This is a genomic window from Thiomonas sp. OC7 (assembly GCF_900634595.1).
GTDB classification, from domain to species: Bacteria; Pseudomonadota; Gammaproteobacteria; order Burkholderiales; family Burkholderiaceae_C; genus Thiomonas; species Thiomonas arsenitoxydans.
This window is the reverse complement of record NZ_LR131954.1, coordinates 1-13359: the sequence shown is the minus strand read 5'-3', so window position 1 is coordinate 13359 and position 13359 is coordinate 1. Positions and strand designations below refer to the sequence as shown.

Here is a 13359-nt window from a genome sequence, read left to right as displayed (position 1 = left end):
GAAAACGGAAAATAAAGCACGCTAAGCCGATTGCAGCGGCCATAACGTGTTCTGCTCGACTACGAGGAAGTTTGGGACACAACAGGATCAGGGCCACCGAGTTTGGCGATGGCGCGCACATAGACCAGCTCGCTGAGTAGCTCGACAAGAGTTTGCGTAACGACGATGGCTGGCAATACGGGTATGGCCCCAGGCACAGCTAGAGCAAGCGGCAATACAACAAGGGAATTTCGAGTGCCTGCGCTGAAAGCGATGGCTCGGCCGGCAGGGGCATCAAGGCGGAACAGTCGGCTGATGCTCCATCCGATCAGGGGAGCGATCACAGCAAAGGCGATATAAAAGGGAATCACACCCAAGGCCGCCTCGGTCGCCGCGCCGAGCTGCGGCACCACGGCCGCAATGACCACGAATAGGACAAGGGCGGTCGCTGGTACTGGCAATAGACCAAGTGCCGCCGAGGCCTTTTCACCGGCCCGGCTTCGAGCTGCCCATAGCTGCACAAGCCCGGCAAGGGCGAGTGGAACCGCGATCAACCAGACGAAGGCATGAACGAACGGGCCGGGCTGCACGAGGGTTGCGGCATCGTTCCCGAGAAGCAGGCCGAGATAGACCGGCAGCAGCAGCATTTGCACAACCAGGAGCGTAGGGGTGGCCGCCAGTAGCAGACGCGCATCGGCACGACCGAGGTGCGAGAACGTAACCACGTAGTCAATGCAAGGCGTCAGCAACACCAGCAGCACGCCAAGTCTCACCATAGGGTCCGATGGTAGGAATTGCACCATTACGGCCACTAAGAGCGGCGTTACGACGAAATTCGTGATGAGCAGTGCGGCAAGGAACCGGCCGCGACCAAAGGCCCGGCCAAGGTCGGCCAGGGGCACTTGCAGGAATGTCACGAACAGCATGAGTGCAAGCGACGGGTTGACGCCACCCTCAAGCGCTGCGGTGCCGGGGACGCTCAAAGCGACAAGCGCAGCCAACACAACTGCCCCGAAGTAAATGCCGACTTGGTGCTTCTCGAGTATTTCCCGGATGTTTTGCATGTCTCTACTTCGCTCACTTGTGTCAAATTAAGCTATACCCTAACGCAACGTCAGGGAAGCGACTGCAATCGCGTCAGAATAGAGTCGAATACTAAATTTATTGACACAATCAGTCAAGAGTAATAGATTTCACCCTGACACATTTCCCTTTGGAGGCACCTTGTACGGTCAACGCATCGGCTACGTTCGCGTCAGCAGCTTCGACCAGAACCCGGAGCGGCAATTGGAGGGCGTCCAGGTGGCGCGGGTATTCACCGACAAGGCATCCGGCAAGGACACCCAGCGTCCCGAGCTGGAAAGGTTGCTCGCCTTCGTGCGCGAAAGTGACACCGTGGTGGTGCACAGCATGGATCGGTTGGCACGCAACCTGGATGACTTACGCCGCATCGTGCAGGGTCTGACCAAGCGCGGCGTGCGCATTGAATTCGTCAAGGAAAGCTTGGCCTTCACCGGCGAAGACTCACCGATGGCGAATTTGATGCTGTCGGTGATGGGCGCGTTTGCCGAGTTCGAGCGGGCCTTGATCCGCGAGCGGCAGCGTGAAGGGATCGCGCTCGCCCGGCAGCGGGGTGCCTACCGGGGTCGCAAAAAGTCACTGAACGATGAACAGATTGCCGAACTGAAACGGCGCGTCGCGGCGGGAGAGCAAAAGGCCCTGATCGCCAGAGACTTCGGCATCAGTCGCGAAACCTTGTACCAGTACCTGCGCGAGTCCTGAACATGCCGCGTCGTTCCATTCTGTCCGCCACCGAGCGCGAAAGCCTGATGGCATTGCCCGATGCCAAAGACGATCTGATCCGGTACTACGCGTTCAGCGAAACCGACCTGTCGGTGATCCGTCAGCGGCGCGGGCCTGCGAATCGGCTTGGCTTCGCCGTTCAGCTTTGCTACCTGCGTTTCCCCGGGGTCATCCTGGGCGCTGATGAGCCGCCATTTCCGCCCTTGCTGCGCATCGTGGCGTCACAGCTCAAAGTGCCGGTCGAAACCTGGAACGACTACGGGCAGCGGGAGCAGACCCGGCGCGAGCATCTGGTGGAACTGCAAACGGTGTTCGGCTTCCAGCCTTTCACCATGAGCCACTACCGGCAGGCCGTGCACATGCTGACCGAGCTGGCCATGCAAACCGATAAGGGCATCGTGTTGGCCTGCGCCTTGATTGAGCATCTACGGCGGCAGTCGATCATCCTGCCAGCGCTCAACGCCATCGAGCGCGCCAGTGCCGAGTCCATCACCCGCGCCAATCGGCGCATCTACGAAGCCCTGTCGGAGCCACTGGCGGACACGCATCGCCACCGCCTCGACGATCTGCTGAAACGCCGCGACAACGGCAAGACGACCTGGCTGGCCTGGTTGCGCCAGTCGCCCGTCAAACCGAACTCCCGCCACATGCTCGAACACATCGAACGCCTCAAAGCCTGGCAGGCGCTCGACCTGCCTGCCGGCATCGAGCGGCTGGTTCATCAGAACCGGCTGCTCAAGATTGCCCGTGAGGGCGGCCAGATGACACCCGCTGACCTGGCCAAGTTCGAGCCGCAACGACGCTACGCCACCCTTGTGGCACTGGCCATCGAGGGCATGGCCACCGTCACCGACGAAATCATCGACCTGCATGACCGCATCCTGGGCAAGCTGTTCAACGCCGCAAAAAACAAGCATCAGCAGCAGTTCCAGGCGTCCGGCAAGGCCATCAATGCCAAGGTGCGTTTGTACGGGCGCATCGGCCAAGCGCTGATCGACGCCAAGCAATCGGGCCGCGACCCGTTCGGCGCCATCGAGGCCGTCATGTCCTGGGATGCTTTCGCTGAGAGCGTCACCGAGGCGCAGAAGCTCGCGCAGCCCGATGACTTCGATTTCCTGCACCGCATCGGCGAGAGCTACGCCACTTTGCGCCGCTACGCGCCGGAATTCCTTGCCGTGCTCAAGCTGCGGGCCGCGCCCGCCGCCAAAGACGTGCTTGATGCTATCGATGCGCTGCGCGGCATGAACACCGACAACGCCCGCAAGGTGCCTGCCGACGCGCCGACCGGCTTCATCAAGAAGCGATGGGACAAGCTGGTGATGACCGACACCGGCATCGACCGGCGCTACTACGAGCTGTGCGCGCTGTCGGAACTCAAGAACTCGCTGCGCTCGGGCGACATCTGGGTGCAGGGTTCACGCCAGTTCAAGGACTTCGAGGACTACCTGGTGCCGCCCGAGAAGTTCGCCAGCCTCAAGCTGTCCAGCGCATTGCCGCTGGCCGTGGCCACCGATTGCGACCAGTACCTGAGCGAACGCTTGGATCTGCTGGAAGCGCAACTTGCCACGGTCAACCGCATGGCGCTGGCCAACGACCTGCCGGACGCCATCATCACCGAGTCGGGCCTGAAAATCACGCCGCTGGATGCGGCGGTGCCGGACACCGCGCAGGCGCTGATCGACCAAACGGCCATGGTCCTGCCGCACGTCAAGATCACAGAATTGCTGCTTGAAGTCGATGAGTGGACGGGCTTCACCCGCCACTTCACGCACCTGAAATCGGGCGATCCGGCCAAGGACAAAAGTCTGTTGTTGACCACCATCCTGGCCGATGCGATCAACCTGGGCCTGACCAAGATGGCCGAATCCTGCCCCGGAACGACCTACGCCAAGCTCGCCTGGCTGCAAGCCTGGCATACCCGCGACGAAACCTATTCGACGGCGCTGGCCGAGTTGGTCAACGCCCAATTCCGGCATCCCTTCGCCGGGCATTGGGGCGACGGCACCACGTCATCGTCGGACGGCCAGAACTTCAAAACCAGCAGCAAGGCCGAGAGCACCGGGCACATCAACCCGAAGTACGGCAGCAGCCCAGGACGGACGTTCTACACCCACATCTCCGACCAGTACGCGCCGTTCCATACCAAGGTGGTCAATGTCGGCGTGCGCGACTCGACCTATGTGCTCGATGGCCTGCTGTACCACGAGTCCGACCTACGCATCGAGGAGCACTACACCGACACGGCGGGCTTCACCGATCACGTTTTTGCGCTGATGCACCTGCTGGGCTTCCGCTTCGCGCCGCGTATCCGCGACCTGGGAGACACCAAGCTTTACATCCCAAAGGGCGATGCGACCTATGACGCGCTCAAGCCGATGATCGGCGGCACGCTCAACATCAAGCATGTCCGCGCGCATTGGGATGAAATCCTACGGCTGGCCACCTCGATTAAGCAAGGCACGGTGACGGCTTCGCTGATGCTCAGGAAACTCGGAAGCTACCCGCGCCAGAACGGCCTGGCCGTGGCCCTGCGCGAGCTGGGCCGCATCGAGCGCACATTGTTCATCCTAGACTGGCTGCAAAGCGTGGAACTGCGCCGCCGTGTACAGGCCGGACTCAACAAGGGCGAAGCCCGCAACGCGCTGGCCAGGGCGGTGTTCTTCAACCGCTTAGGCGAAATTCGCGACCGCAGCTTTGAGCAGCAGCGCTACCGGGCCAGCGGCCTCAACCTGGTGACAGCCGCCGTTGTGCTGTGGAACACGGTCTACCTGGAGCGAGCAGCGCATGCGCTGCGTGTAAACGGCCATGTCGTCGATGACGCGCTGTTGCAGTACCTGTCGCCGCTGGGCTGGGAGCACATCAACCTGACCGGCGATTACCTGTGGCGCAGCAGCGCCAAGATCGGCACAAGCAAGTTCAGGCCCCTACGGCCGCTGCAACCGGCTTAACGTGCTTTATTTTCCGTTTTCTGAGACGACCCCAGATCCAGAAAGCGCTGCGGCGTTTCAAGGCCAGCAGCAACTGTCCCAGCAGACCACAGACCACGGCAACGATCTGCAGGGCGGTCACTAGGCCGGCATGACTGGACAGGAGAGCGGTGGGATTGGGCAGTGGCATGGATGAGGGTCAGCAAAGCACACCGGCAAGGTTCAGGCCACCAGCGTAGCAAGCCGCGGGCCAGCCTTGGCGGCCAGCGCGCGCTCAATGTCATTCATCCCATCGAGCAGATCGCGCGTCAGCGGATCGCGCCAAGGAGCTTCGATTTCGGCCTGGGCCCACAACCGCAGCACGGCGCGGTGATGCCGCAGGCGCCGTGCGGTCAACCCCACCCCAAACACCGCATCCAGGTCCCACGTCAGCCGCCGCCCTGCCCTGGTGCCGGTCACCAGAATGCCCAGGCTCTGCAGCCGCCGCACACAACTCAGGATGTGTGAGGTTGCACGGGGGGCACAGCAGTGATGGACAAGGACGCATTGTGCCCCGGCCCGAGGTCGGCGCGCACACCTGGCGAGGGCGAGACCTCGAGAAAACCCCGCAGGATGCACCAAAACGGTCCAGGAGCGGCGAACAGGTTGTGCCGAAGGGAGTTGCTTTCGCCGTGCCCAATCAAGCCACCCAGAAACCGTGCCTGCCTTGCCACATCACACTTTGCAAAACCGCCTTGGATTTTGGCGAGCATCGCAGCCCGCGGGGTCATCGCGGGCAAGACGCGCAGCTTGGGGGTCTCAAGCGCGTAGCGCGTTTTTTCCCCGCGTAGCGGGGGCACTTGAAGAGGTTGTGTTTAGTGCCGATGTGTCCCGGATGCCGTGCGCGAGAAGGCTACTTGTCCACAGCCCCCGAGTAAGGATAAAGATCTTTTAAAGGTTAAAACAAGGATAAAAGGATAAGCCGCACAATTGGGCTGTTTTTTTCAAGGCGCGATAAACACTTAGAGAATCGACCCGCGACCTGGATAGCCTGCTAGGGGGTGATTTCAGGGGGCAAATCAGCCCCCTCTTGTGCATTTTCGAGGCTTCGGTTGCCATGTTTCGCCGACCCGCGACCTGGATAGCCTGCCTTTTCGCCGACCCGCGACCTGGATAGCCTGCCTTTTCGCCGACCCGCGACCTGGATAGCCTGCCTTTTCGCCGACCCGCGACCTGGATAGCCTGCGACACGCGACCTGGATAGCCTGCTGGAAGCCGCGACACGCGACCTGGATAGCCTGCCTCTAGCGCGCCCTGTTGGCTTTATCCACAATCGCGGCCAAGATGCGGGAGTCTTTGCCTTGATCCAACAACGGCGCAAGGCTTTGCTGGTGCGAGGGGCTGATGGTGGTCTTGGCGTCGCTCTGGCGCCGATTGGCGGCCCTCTGTTCCGAGGCGAACTCACGCGACGGGAACAGCGTGTAAACGACTTCCGCCACCTTCCCCCGCGTGCCCCGTTCATCGTTCCGCTTCACGATGGACAACGCTCCCAATTCCTGGACATCCGCCCATGCCTCGTCGAGCGCGGCTAGGGCGTCCCTCTGTCGGGTGTAGCCATTGAGCAAACCGCTGTCGCGCTTGATCGTGCTGAACCGCATTTGAAAGCTGTTCGTGATGGCGGCCTGCGTGTACTTCAAGACAAGTTGACTAATCAACCAGCGCGCAAGCTGCGTGCTGCACTTCATCAGCCGTTGGTAGTTGAACTGGCGATAGGTGATCTGGTTGATGCTATCAGTCACCAAGCCGTGAAACTGCACGAACCACTTCGCGTCGGGATCGGCTGCTCGTCCCTTTCGGTTGACTTTCGCCAAGGCAGGCAAATAGGGCTGCGAAATCATGCTCGGGTCGTCAGGATCGGATGCTGCGTCAATCACGGCCAGAAAGGCGTAGTGCAGCACTTCCAGGCCTTCGGCCAGCCCTTCGTAGGTCATGGCGTGGCCCTGGCTAGCAAGCTCCTGCCGCAAGCGGTGCAGCGTGAAGGCGACGCCGCTGCGAAAATCGGGCCGGTCGAAAAATCCTGCGTACTGCTCGACGGCCAACTTGCGCAAGGCGTGCTCGATCAGTTCTTCACGCGCACTCGGGTAGTGTTCCAGCGTCTCGCCGGTCGGCCTGCCGTCCTTGTCTTTCACTTCAAGGCGCGCGGGGCGGATTTGCGCTGTATAGGACTTGCCGCGATACTGGAAATCGACCCTGCGCACGGGCAGAAACCCGCCCGCCATGCGCAGCTCGTCCTGTTTTTTGCGCGGCACGGTGTAGCGCGGAATGCTGTCCCAAAGGTCGATGGCATTCGATAGCGCGTCGCGCTCGTCGTCAGTGTTCGCCAGGAAGCCTTGAAACAGGTTGAGTTGCTGATTGGCGAAGGCGTCCACGGGGACAGGCTTGAGCGCACGGCGGCGCGGTTTTTTCTTTTCTATGGTTTCGTCCGTCATCGTCCCTCAGCTCCTTGTTGCCTTCATGCCTGAGGTCTAGGCTTCGCCGTTGACTGCGGACAGTGCAGCAATCTGCGGCTCGTGGCGACGCGCGAAAACCGCGTTTATGCCTTCGGCCAGCAACGCCTGAATACTGCTGCGCTCTTTGGCGGCAAGTATCTTGAGCGCGGTCTGCACCTCCGGTGCAAAGTGCCCGCCAACCAGGACGCGCCCCTCGCGCGACGGCGCAACGCGCGGCGCAACCCTGTTAGCCACTGCAGGCACGTTCTTGGCGTCGGCGACTGGCACTGCTGCGGCTGGTATCGGCCTGCGGGCTTGATTGAGCCCTAGCGAGAGCGGGTTTGGCTTAGCCATGATGGATGTCTCACTTAGTTAAAAGTTTTATTGTATACATGTATAGCTGTATAGATTCTTCGGCGGCCTTGCCCTTCGGCTCGTATTCCTGGGCTGTCTGCCCGACGTTTCCGGCATGACGGTGCGCGGCGCGCATATAGACGGTCACGGGACACACGACGAAGCCCTGCTCCTTGATGTAGGTAGCTGCGTCATGTGCTTCCTTACCTTGAATCGGGGCCTTGCTAAGCACCACAACCACAGGCGTATCACCGGCCAGCTTCAACATGTCGGCGACCTTTGGCAGTGTTTCGAGGCTGCTGATATGCGGCTCCACGGGCACCAGCACAAGGTCAGCGCGCCGCGCAGCTTCCACGCCGTCCGCGCCCGCATGTGGTGGTGTGTCAATGACGATGAAATCCACGTCCTGCCCCTTGGCGTTCGTAAGCGCGGCATCTAGACGTGCGGCAGGCGTAGCGACAACCCAAGGAAACTCCGCTTCGCGGCGGTCTGTCCAGTTGGCGGCGGTGGCCTGGGTGTCAACGTCGAAGATTGCCACCTTACGGCCTGCCTGCACGGCGGCAACCGCGAGAGTCAGCGCTAGGGTGGTTTTTCCGCATCCTCCCTTTTCGGCCACGATGGCGACTATGTGTTGCTTTGTCGTCATGTATACACCTATTCATGTTTGAATGGCGCAATGTAGCCGCGCTGCGCCGAGTCTGTCAAACGATGTCGCCCGTGAGGGGCGTTTCTCTGCCCCTTTGTGTAAACAGCATGAATAGGGGTCGTCTCAGAATTCGGAAAATAGCGTGGCGCGTCTTACGCTTTCATCACGGGCGTGAAGTCCGACCACTGCTCGATGCGGAACGCTCGAACGTCACGCACGGACTTGGGGAACCATACCTGCCCTTTGAGAGCTTGCATGGCAAGGAACAGATTCGCCATGTTCTCGTCGTCGGTGACGTACAGGCTGCCCTGGACGCGCCGGAAGCCAAACTGGGCAAGCGTGGCTCCGATCTCGGAATAGGCTTGGGACACACCCCTGGGGTGGTGCTGCTCGGTGTCGGCCACCACCAGGTCAAAGGCAATGGCGTACATCAGCGCGCCTGCGGGTCGTCGGCCAGGTGACTGTAACGGTACTCGGCCTCTTCGCCGGTTTCGACCATCTTGATCTTGACCATCCAGTCCCCGTCATCGAGGGCACGGGTCGGCTCGCCAATCTCATACTTCGGCCCAAAGGCTCCAAAGCTCTTGATTTGCCCGGTATGAACCTTGGGCGGGGTTTGCAGTGTCGGCATGGCTGCGTCCTGTTGCTCGTCGAATGGGTACAAGGCTAGTATGGCACAGACTCTGTGGCACATCGTTCAGCTTTTTGTCTTGTTTTCGACAGTGACCTGTACCCGGTTTCCCCTCTATGGCGTCCACCAGGCGGCGATGGAAACGAGACACTTTGGCGCAAAAGGTCTTGTTTTGGACCGTTGCACTTCGCACTTAAAACCACCGCCTCTTTTTCATATTTTAAAAATTTGGAATATATCATGTACGTTGCTAAAATCGAAGGCGCTACCGTTAAGTTTTATGACTCACATTCGGGCGCATTAAGAAAAACTTTTAGTTGCGCATCATATAAAGGGGCAAAATCAGTCAACATTGAAGACGACCTCGCAGCAATTGTGTGTGGCGATGGAAAGACGCGACTTTTTGATGTACACACCGGCACAGTAAAAAGGACATTTTAATCGTGGCGCAACACAAATCAAACTCTTCAGTGCAAAAATGGGCCGAACAATTAATTCTCCAAACCGTTAAGGATGAATTGAATCTCAATTTCTCACCCTGCGAAGAATGCGAAGAAATCGCCAGATTGGGAGTTTGTCCTGACGGCGTTGATGTCAACAATAAGACAGTTATTGAAGTCTATTCGCATGTTGGAAAGTTGAAAGGCGCCCAGCTTCACAAAATAAAGGGCGATATACTAAAGCTTGTGTATATTGATAAATCTCTTAATTCGGAATGGAAGAAATTAATCTGCTTTTGCGATAATGAAGCTGCTAATTTTTTGCTTGGCGATTCATGGGCTGCGCGAGCCGCCAAAATATTTGGAATACAAATACATATAGCCGAAATTGACAGTGATGCAAAGAAAAAAATAACTGATGCGCAAACCAAGCAACTCATGGTGAATGCATAGTATGCAGATCGAAGCCACCTGGTCGAATCCCGTCTACCTCAGGAAATGCAAGCCAGGCGGGCTTATTTACGAACTCGACCTAAACGAACTGCCAACAGAACCCGGCGTCTATGTATTTTGCAGAACCCACGGTCAGAAAATTTCGCCAATCTACATCGGAGAAACGCTGAATCTTCGCTCCAGAATAAAGAGTCACTTGAATTCACTGCCGTTAATGCGAGCAATTGAGAACGCCGCGACTGGAAAGCGATTATTGATCTACTGCACTGTCAAGGCCGGATCAGATGCGAAGGCGAAAAAACACGTGAAAGTAATTGAGAAAGCGCTAATTCTTCATGCACAAGGCGAAGGCCATATCCTGTTCAACAAGAAGGGGACCAAACTACCCACCGACGAGATCAGCTTCACCGGCAATCGCACGTCCGAGGCAATTGCACCAAGAAGCATGTTTATCAAGAAGGCTCTCACCTGAGACCAAAAACTGAATCTTCGCCATTTGCAGAAGCTTTCTGACTTTAAACGCTACCACGTTAAGTAAATCCTGCAAACCACCGTTTGCGTGAATTTTGAAAATGGTCGGCGTCCTTAAATCTGAAGTGCAACACACCATCTCCGCGAACCAAAAGGAGAAGTTTTATCTATGCCCATGCTGCGGATGGCCGTATCAGCACTTATCGCCCTCGGCCTCGACCTGTTTTCCGAATTCTTCATTATCCATTGGCTCGATTTGCCGTCGGTGCACACTATCCACGTGTGGCCACCCTATCTCAATTTTGTGATGTCCTGGAATACAGGCATCGATTTCGGCCTCCTGAGCAACTACGGCGGTCGCTGGTTGCTTGTTGCGTTCCCCATCGCTGTCTCACTGGTGCTGACAGCATGGGTGCGCAACAAGCGCGGCTGGATCCTGCCGCTGGCGACCGGCGCAGTCGTCGGCGGTGCGCTTGGAAACGCCTTCGATCGCGTAATCTATGGTGCGGTGGTGGATTACCTCAATATGAGCTTCTGCGGAATAAACAACCCGTATTCGTTCAATGTTGCCGACGTCTTGATCACCTGTGGCACAGTTTTGATCGCAATTGGCATAGGCAGGGCGGCTCCAAACCCGAACTGCAACGCCACAAACCACCGTTTCTGAGAATTACAGCGCCTCGGCGCAGAACGCGGCCGGGGTCACGATGCGTGAGCGTCCGATGCTGCCCCGTTGCAGCAGCCCGGCGCGGCGATCTCCCGTCACCGGGTAGTCCACTTCACCGGCCAATGCCATCGCGAGCAGGAAGGCATCGTTCGGGTCGCTGGCATCAACGCCCTCGGGCAGAGTCGGCAGGCTTTCCAGCACGATGGCGCGCTGCATGTTGTTGACCATCGCGCCGATACGGTGCGCGGGCAAAATGACCTTGAGCTTCGGGTAGCGACTCACGCGACGCAGTTCATCGAGCTGCGCCAATGATGTCACCAGCTCAAACCGCGCCGCGCGCCAAGCGCGATAGATGGCGTCAGGCGATCCATGCGGCGAAATCAGTGCGCCGAGCAGCACGTTGGTGTCCAGGATGACACGCATCAGTGCTCACGCACCCATTGCACAGCCTCGTCGATGAGGTCAGTCAGTTCCGTCTCACTCATGCCAGCCGCAGCGGCCTTGGCTTGATCGACAGCCCGGTCCAACAGATAGGCGCGCACGGCCTCCTCGATGAATCGCGACAAGTCTCCCTTACGACCGCCGCCCTGCGCGGCAAGAAACATGCGCACGGACTGATCCACGTCCGGCGACACGGCGATGTTCCAGCGAGTGGTATTCATGCTCTTGATGCCGTCCATAAAGGTGTTTTCGTGTCACAGTGTTTATACACTGAATGAACTGCTTTCGCAATTTTCTGTTTGATGAAACCTTGATCGTCACCCCACTGTTCGCAGCGGAGATGCTGCCACCCGCGCGCGCGGCCTTGGCACCTGACCCCCGGCGGTGCTTCAAGAAACCCCCACCTGCACCCAGCGATACAGCGTGGGCACCGACACCCCAAGCGTGGCCGCCACATCCTTGGCCGGCGTGCCCTGCGCCATGAGCGTCCTGGCCGCATCGATCTTCGCCGGCGTCATGCTGCGCTTTCGGCCCCCGATGCGCCCCGCCTTGCGCGCGGCCTGCAATCCTGCCTTGGTTCTCTCCGCAATCAGCTCCCGCTCCATCTGCGCCAGGCTGGCCATCACATGGAAGAAGAACCGCCCGGAAGGGGAGGATGTATCGATGGCATCCGTCAGGCTCCTGAACTGAATACCCTGGGCCTGCAGGGACTCCACCAGTTCCACCAAGCCTTTGACGGTACGCCCCAAGCGGTCGAGCTTCCACACCACCAGGGTGTCACCCTCGCGCAATTGCTCCATGGCTGCTGCAAGGCCTGGGCGATCAGCCCGCAGGCCGCTCATCGCATCCTCATAGACCTTGGCACAGCCGGCAGTCTGCAGCGCCTGGCGCTGCAGCTCCAGGTTCTGATCTTGGGTGGAAACACGGGCGTAGCCGATCAGCATGCGATGGTCCCCATGAGATCAAGACAGCGAGGCATCCCGCGCCCAGTTCTCCAGCACAAGCGGAGCCGTGATGCGTCCGTCATGCTGGGTGTTGTTGGTCACCAGCACAGCGCCGATGGCCAGCGCGTGCGCGGCCATCATCATGTCCATGTTGACGATGGGTTGCCCTTCGTCTCGAAGTCGTCGGCCTGGATGTCGCGCCCACTGTGCAGCACCCGTACGATTTCGATGCCGTCAGGTTGCGCCATGAAAAACACGACGTAACGGGCATAGGGAAAGCTGCGCATTTCGGCCAGAAGATCGGGGCGCTCGCGCCCCATGCGTGGCTGGGTGGCGAGCAACTTGAGCTTTGTTTCCAGCTTGGCCAGGAAGTGGTCAGCGTTGGCTTCGCTGTCGTCGGCGATGAAGGACCAGATCTCGGCCAAGTCGGCCAGTGCGAGAGGCCGTTTGGCGACGTTTGCCATGCCTACGCCTGCTGGTCAGCAGCAAGACGTTGGGCGCGCAAGCGCTGCCCTTCCGCCCTGACTTCGGCCATGTCGAGCGGGGTCACAGGGCCGCTGCTGAGTCCCTTTTGAAGTTCGGTGCGCAGCCATTCGAGCTTGGCGCAGCGCAAGTCTTCCTGGTCTTGCAACAAGCGCAGACCGTCACGCACCACTTCGCTGACGTTGTTGTACCGGCCAGACGAGACCTGGACCTTGACGAACTCTTCAAAGTGGGTGCCGAGGGCAACACTGGTGGGCATGGGAATCTCTTATCAACTAACAGTTACGATCCATTATTAGCCCATCCGGCACCCCAAGGCAAGTTTCAACATGGCTTGCCGGGTGCGTTGCTCCAGCCCGTCTGGCCAGCTTCTCCCGGCCGGCTTGGTCGAAACCTTGCCGGTGCGCCTTGCCTTCGATGTAGCCGGAGCTGAAGGCCAGGCCATCGAGTTCAGGCGGATGGATGCTGGACTTGCCCTCCAGGCCAGCGGCATAACCCGCCTGCCAAGCCTGGTGATCCATGCTGACGACAACGTGATGATTCGACATGAATGTTCTCCTTCTCGAAACTCACCAACATCCTAAGCAATCGAGAAAGAACAATCAAGACAGGATTTCGAGAACGAAAATCCCGCCCAAGTCCTTGATGGATG

The 13359-nt window shown here is 59.0% G+C and carries 19 protein-coding genes; 5 read left to right on the top strand and 14 right to left on the bottom strand.

Annotated features, from left to right (window positions below; all coding sequences use genetic code 11):
- Positions 1 to 59: 59 nt before the first annotated feature.
- Positions 60 to 1043, bottom strand: coding sequence for an arsenic resistance protein (locus tag BIO17B3_RS18905; RefSeq protein ID WP_112484314.1), 984 nt, complete (start codon positions 1041 to 1043; stop codon positions 60 to 62).
- A 160-nt stretch (positions 1044 to 1203) separates the two neighbouring features.
- Between BIO17B3_RS18905 and BIO17B3_RS18900 the strand changes: the two genes are divergently transcribed.
- Both BIO17B3_RS18900 and BIO17B3_RS18895 read left to right on the top strand, forming a co-directional pair.
- Positions 1204 to 1761 carry a recombinase family protein gene (locus BIO17B3_RS18900; RefSeq protein WP_012478189.1) on the top strand — a complete coding sequence of 186 codons (558 nt, stop codon included), beginning with the start codon at positions 1204 to 1206 and terminating at the stop codon, positions 1759 to 1761.
- 2 nt (positions 1762 to 1763) lie between these two features.
- Positions 1764 to 4730 carry a Tn3 family transposase gene (locus BIO17B3_RS18895; protein WP_156055329.1) on the top strand — a complete coding sequence of 989 codons (2967 nt, stop codon included), beginning with the start codon at positions 1764 to 1766 and terminating at the stop codon, positions 4728 to 4730.
- Between the two features lie 201 nt (positions 4731 to 4931).
- Here BIO17B3_RS18895 and BIO17B3_RS18890 read toward each other — a convergent pair whose 3' ends face one another.
- From BIO17B3_RS18890 to BIO17B3_RS18865, 6 genes are all read right to left on the bottom strand, one after another.
- Positions 4932 to 5198 (bottom strand): hypothetical protein, encoded by a 267-nt coding sequence (locus BIO17B3_RS18890; RefSeq protein ID WP_112484312.1) that lies wholly within the window; start codon positions 5196 to 5198, stop codon positions 4932 to 4934.
- Positions 5199 to 5992: 794 nt separating this feature from the next.
- Positions 5993 to 7177, bottom strand: coding sequence for a replication protein (locus BIO17B3_RS18885; protein ID WP_112484338.1), 1185 nt, complete (start codon positions 7175 to 7177; stop codon positions 5993 to 5995).
- Between the two features lie 36 nt (positions 7178 to 7213).
- Positions 7214 to 7531: a ribbon-helix-helix domain-containing protein gene (locus BIO17B3_RS18880; protein ID WP_156055328.1), complete on the bottom strand. Its 318-nt coding sequence runs from the start codon at positions 7529 to 7531 to the stop codon at positions 7214 to 7216.
- Positions 7532 to 7541: 10 nt separating this feature from the next.
- Positions 7542 to 8177, bottom strand: a complete 636-nt coding sequence (locus BIO17B3_RS18875) for a ParA family protein (RefSeq protein WP_112484336.1) — start codon at positions 8175 to 8177, stop codon at positions 7542 to 7544.
- 152 nt (positions 8178 to 8329) lie between these two features.
- The gene (locus BIO17B3_RS18870; RefSeq protein ID WP_112484335.1) at positions 8330 to 8608 is read right to left on the bottom strand and encodes a virulence factor; all 279 of its coding nucleotides are present in this window, start codon (positions 8606 to 8608) and stop codon (positions 8330 to 8332) included.
- Positions 8608 to 8808 carry a DUF5397 family protein gene (locus tag BIO17B3_RS18865; RefSeq protein ID WP_112484343.1) on the bottom strand — a complete coding sequence of 67 codons (201 nt, stop codon included), beginning with the start codon at positions 8806 to 8808 and terminating at the stop codon, positions 8608 to 8610. The genes BIO17B3_RS18870 and BIO17B3_RS18865 overlap by 1 nt, the downstream gene beginning before the upstream one ends.
- A 443-nt stretch (positions 8809 to 9251) precedes the next feature.
- Here BIO17B3_RS18865 and BIO17B3_RS18860 point away from each other — a divergent pair, with 443 nt between their 5' ends.
- The 3 genes from BIO17B3_RS18860 to lspA all read left to right on the top strand — a co-directional run bounded on the left by BIO17B3_RS18860 (position 9252) and on the right by lspA (position 10839).
- On the top strand, positions 9252 to 9701 hold the full coding sequence (locus tag BIO17B3_RS18860) for a hypothetical protein (protein ID WP_146748415.1): 450 nt from the start codon (positions 9252 to 9254) through the stop codon (positions 9699 to 9701).
- Position 9702: 1 nt separating this feature from the next.
- A complete protein-coding gene (locus BIO17B3_RS19395) occupies positions 9703 to 10173 on the top strand; it encodes a GIY-YIG nuclease family protein (RefSeq protein WP_112484334.1) in 471 nt (156 codons plus the stop codon).
- A gap of 168 nt (positions 10174 to 10341) precedes the next feature.
- Entirely contained in the window at positions 10342 to 10839 is a 498-nt protein-coding gene (lspA, locus tag BIO17B3_RS18850) for a signal peptidase II (protein WP_112484333.1), read from the top strand.
- Positions 10840 to 10842: 3 nt separating this feature from the next.
- Here the strand turns inward: lspA and BIO17B3_RS18845 are convergent, their stop codons facing one another.
- The 7 genes from BIO17B3_RS18845 to BIO17B3_RS18820 all read right to left on the bottom strand — a co-directional run bounded on the left by BIO17B3_RS18845 (position 10843) and on the right by BIO17B3_RS18820 (position 13255).
- The gene (locus BIO17B3_RS18845) at positions 10843 to 11262 is read right to left on the bottom strand and encodes a putative toxin-antitoxin system toxin component, PIN family (protein WP_112484328.1); all 420 of its coding nucleotides are present in this window, start codon (positions 11260 to 11262) and stop codon (positions 10843 to 10845) included.
- Positions 11262 to 11501: a ribbon-helix-helix domain-containing protein gene (locus tag BIO17B3_RS18840; RefSeq protein ID WP_112484342.1), complete on the bottom strand. Its 240-nt coding sequence runs from the start codon at positions 11499 to 11501 to the stop codon at positions 11262 to 11264. Before BIO17B3_RS18840 ends, BIO17B3_RS18845 begins: the two co-directional genes overlap by 1 nt.
- Positions 11502 to 11669: 168 nt before the next feature.
- Positions 11670 to 12224 (bottom strand): recombinase family protein, encoded by a 555-nt coding sequence (locus BIO17B3_RS18835; protein ID WP_112484329.1) that lies wholly within the window; start codon positions 12222 to 12224, stop codon positions 11670 to 11672.
- Between the two features lie 18 nt (positions 12225 to 12242).
- On the bottom strand, positions 12243 to 12374 hold the full coding sequence (locus BIO17B3_RS19390) for a hypothetical protein (protein ID WP_255421414.1): 132 nt from the start codon (positions 12372 to 12374) through the stop codon (positions 12243 to 12245).
- Positions 12365 to 12688 (bottom strand): type II toxin-antitoxin system RelE/ParE family toxin, encoded by a 324-nt coding sequence (locus tag BIO17B3_RS18830; protein WP_112484330.1) that lies wholly within the window; start codon positions 12686 to 12688, stop codon positions 12365 to 12367. Before BIO17B3_RS18830 ends, BIO17B3_RS19390 begins: the two co-directional genes overlap by 10 nt.
- Positions 12689 to 12690: 2 nt before the next feature.
- Positions 12691 to 12966 carry a type II toxin-antitoxin system ParD family antitoxin gene (locus BIO17B3_RS18825; RefSeq protein WP_112484331.1) on the bottom strand — a complete coding sequence of 92 codons (276 nt, stop codon included), beginning with the start codon at positions 12964 to 12966 and terminating at the stop codon, positions 12691 to 12693.
- A 16-nt stretch (positions 12967 to 12982) separates the two neighbouring features.
- Positions 12983 to 13255, bottom strand: a complete 273-nt coding sequence (locus BIO17B3_RS18820; RefSeq protein WP_112484332.1) for a hypothetical protein — start codon at positions 13253 to 13255, stop codon at positions 12983 to 12985.
- Positions 13256 to 13359: the final 104 nt, after the last annotated feature.

Excerpts from the sequence above, each read along its gene's own strand:
- BIO17B3_RS18905 (WP_112484314.1), bottom strand. The coding sequence starts at position 1,043 with ATGCAAAACATCCGGGAAATACTCGAGAAGCACCAAGTCGGCATTTAC.
- BIO17B3_RS18895 (WP_156055329.1), top strand. The coding sequence starts at position 1,764 with ATGCCGCGTCGTTCCATTCTGTCCGCCACCGAGCGCGAAAGCCTGATG.
- BIO17B3_RS18885 (WP_112484338.1), bottom strand. The coding sequence starts at position 7,177 with ATGACGGACGAAACCATAGAAAAGAAAAAACCGCGCCGCCGTGCGCTC.
- BIO17B3_RS18880 (WP_156055328.1), bottom strand. The coding sequence starts at position 7,531 with ATGGCTAAGCCAAACCCGCTCTCGCTAGGGCTCAATCAAGCCCGCAGG.
- BIO17B3_RS18875 (WP_112484336.1), bottom strand. The coding sequence starts at position 8,177 with ATGACGACAAAGCAACACATAGTCGCCATCGTGGCCGAAAAGGGAGGA.
- BIO17B3_RS18870 (WP_112484335.1), bottom strand. The coding sequence starts at position 8,608 with ATGTACGCCATTGCCTTTGACCTGGTGGTGGCCGACACCGAGCAGCAC.
- BIO17B3_RS18865 (WP_112484343.1), bottom strand. The coding sequence starts at position 8,808 with ATGCCGACACTGCAAACCCCGCCCAAGGTTCATACCGGGCAAATCAAG.
- BIO17B3_RS19395 (WP_112484334.1), top strand. The coding sequence starts at position 9,703 with ATGCAGATCGAAGCCACCTGGTCGAATCCCGTCTACCTCAGGAAATGC.
- lspA (WP_112484333.1), top strand. The coding sequence starts at position 10,342 with ATGCCCATGCTGCGGATGGCCGTATCAGCACTTATCGCCCTCGGCCTC.
- BIO17B3_RS18845 (WP_112484328.1), bottom strand. The coding sequence starts at position 11,262 with ATGCGTGTCATCCTGGACACCAACGTGCTGCTCGGCGCACTGATTTCG.
- BIO17B3_RS18840 (WP_112484342.1), bottom strand. The coding sequence starts at position 11,501 with ATGAATACCACTCGCTGGAACATCGCCGTGTCGCCGGACGTGGATCAG.
- BIO17B3_RS18835 (WP_112484329.1), bottom strand. The coding sequence starts at position 12,224 with ATGCTGATCGGCTACGCCCGTGTTTCCACCCAAGATCAGAACCTGGAG.
- BIO17B3_RS19390 (WP_255421414.1), bottom strand. The coding sequence starts at position 12,374 with ATGGACATGATGATGGCCGCGCACGCGCTGGCCATCGGCGCTGTGCTG.
- BIO17B3_RS18830 (WP_112484330.1), bottom strand. The coding sequence starts at position 12,688 with ATGGCAAACGTCGCCAAACGGCCTCTCGCACTGGCCGACTTGGCCGAG.
- BIO17B3_RS18825 (WP_112484331.1), bottom strand. The coding sequence starts at position 12,966 with ATGCCCACCAGTGTTGCCCTCGGCACCCACTTTGAAGAGTTCGTCAAG.
- BIO17B3_RS18820 (WP_112484332.1), bottom strand. The coding sequence starts at position 13,255 with ATGTCGAATCATCACGTTGTCGTCAGCATGGATCACCAGGCTTGGCAG.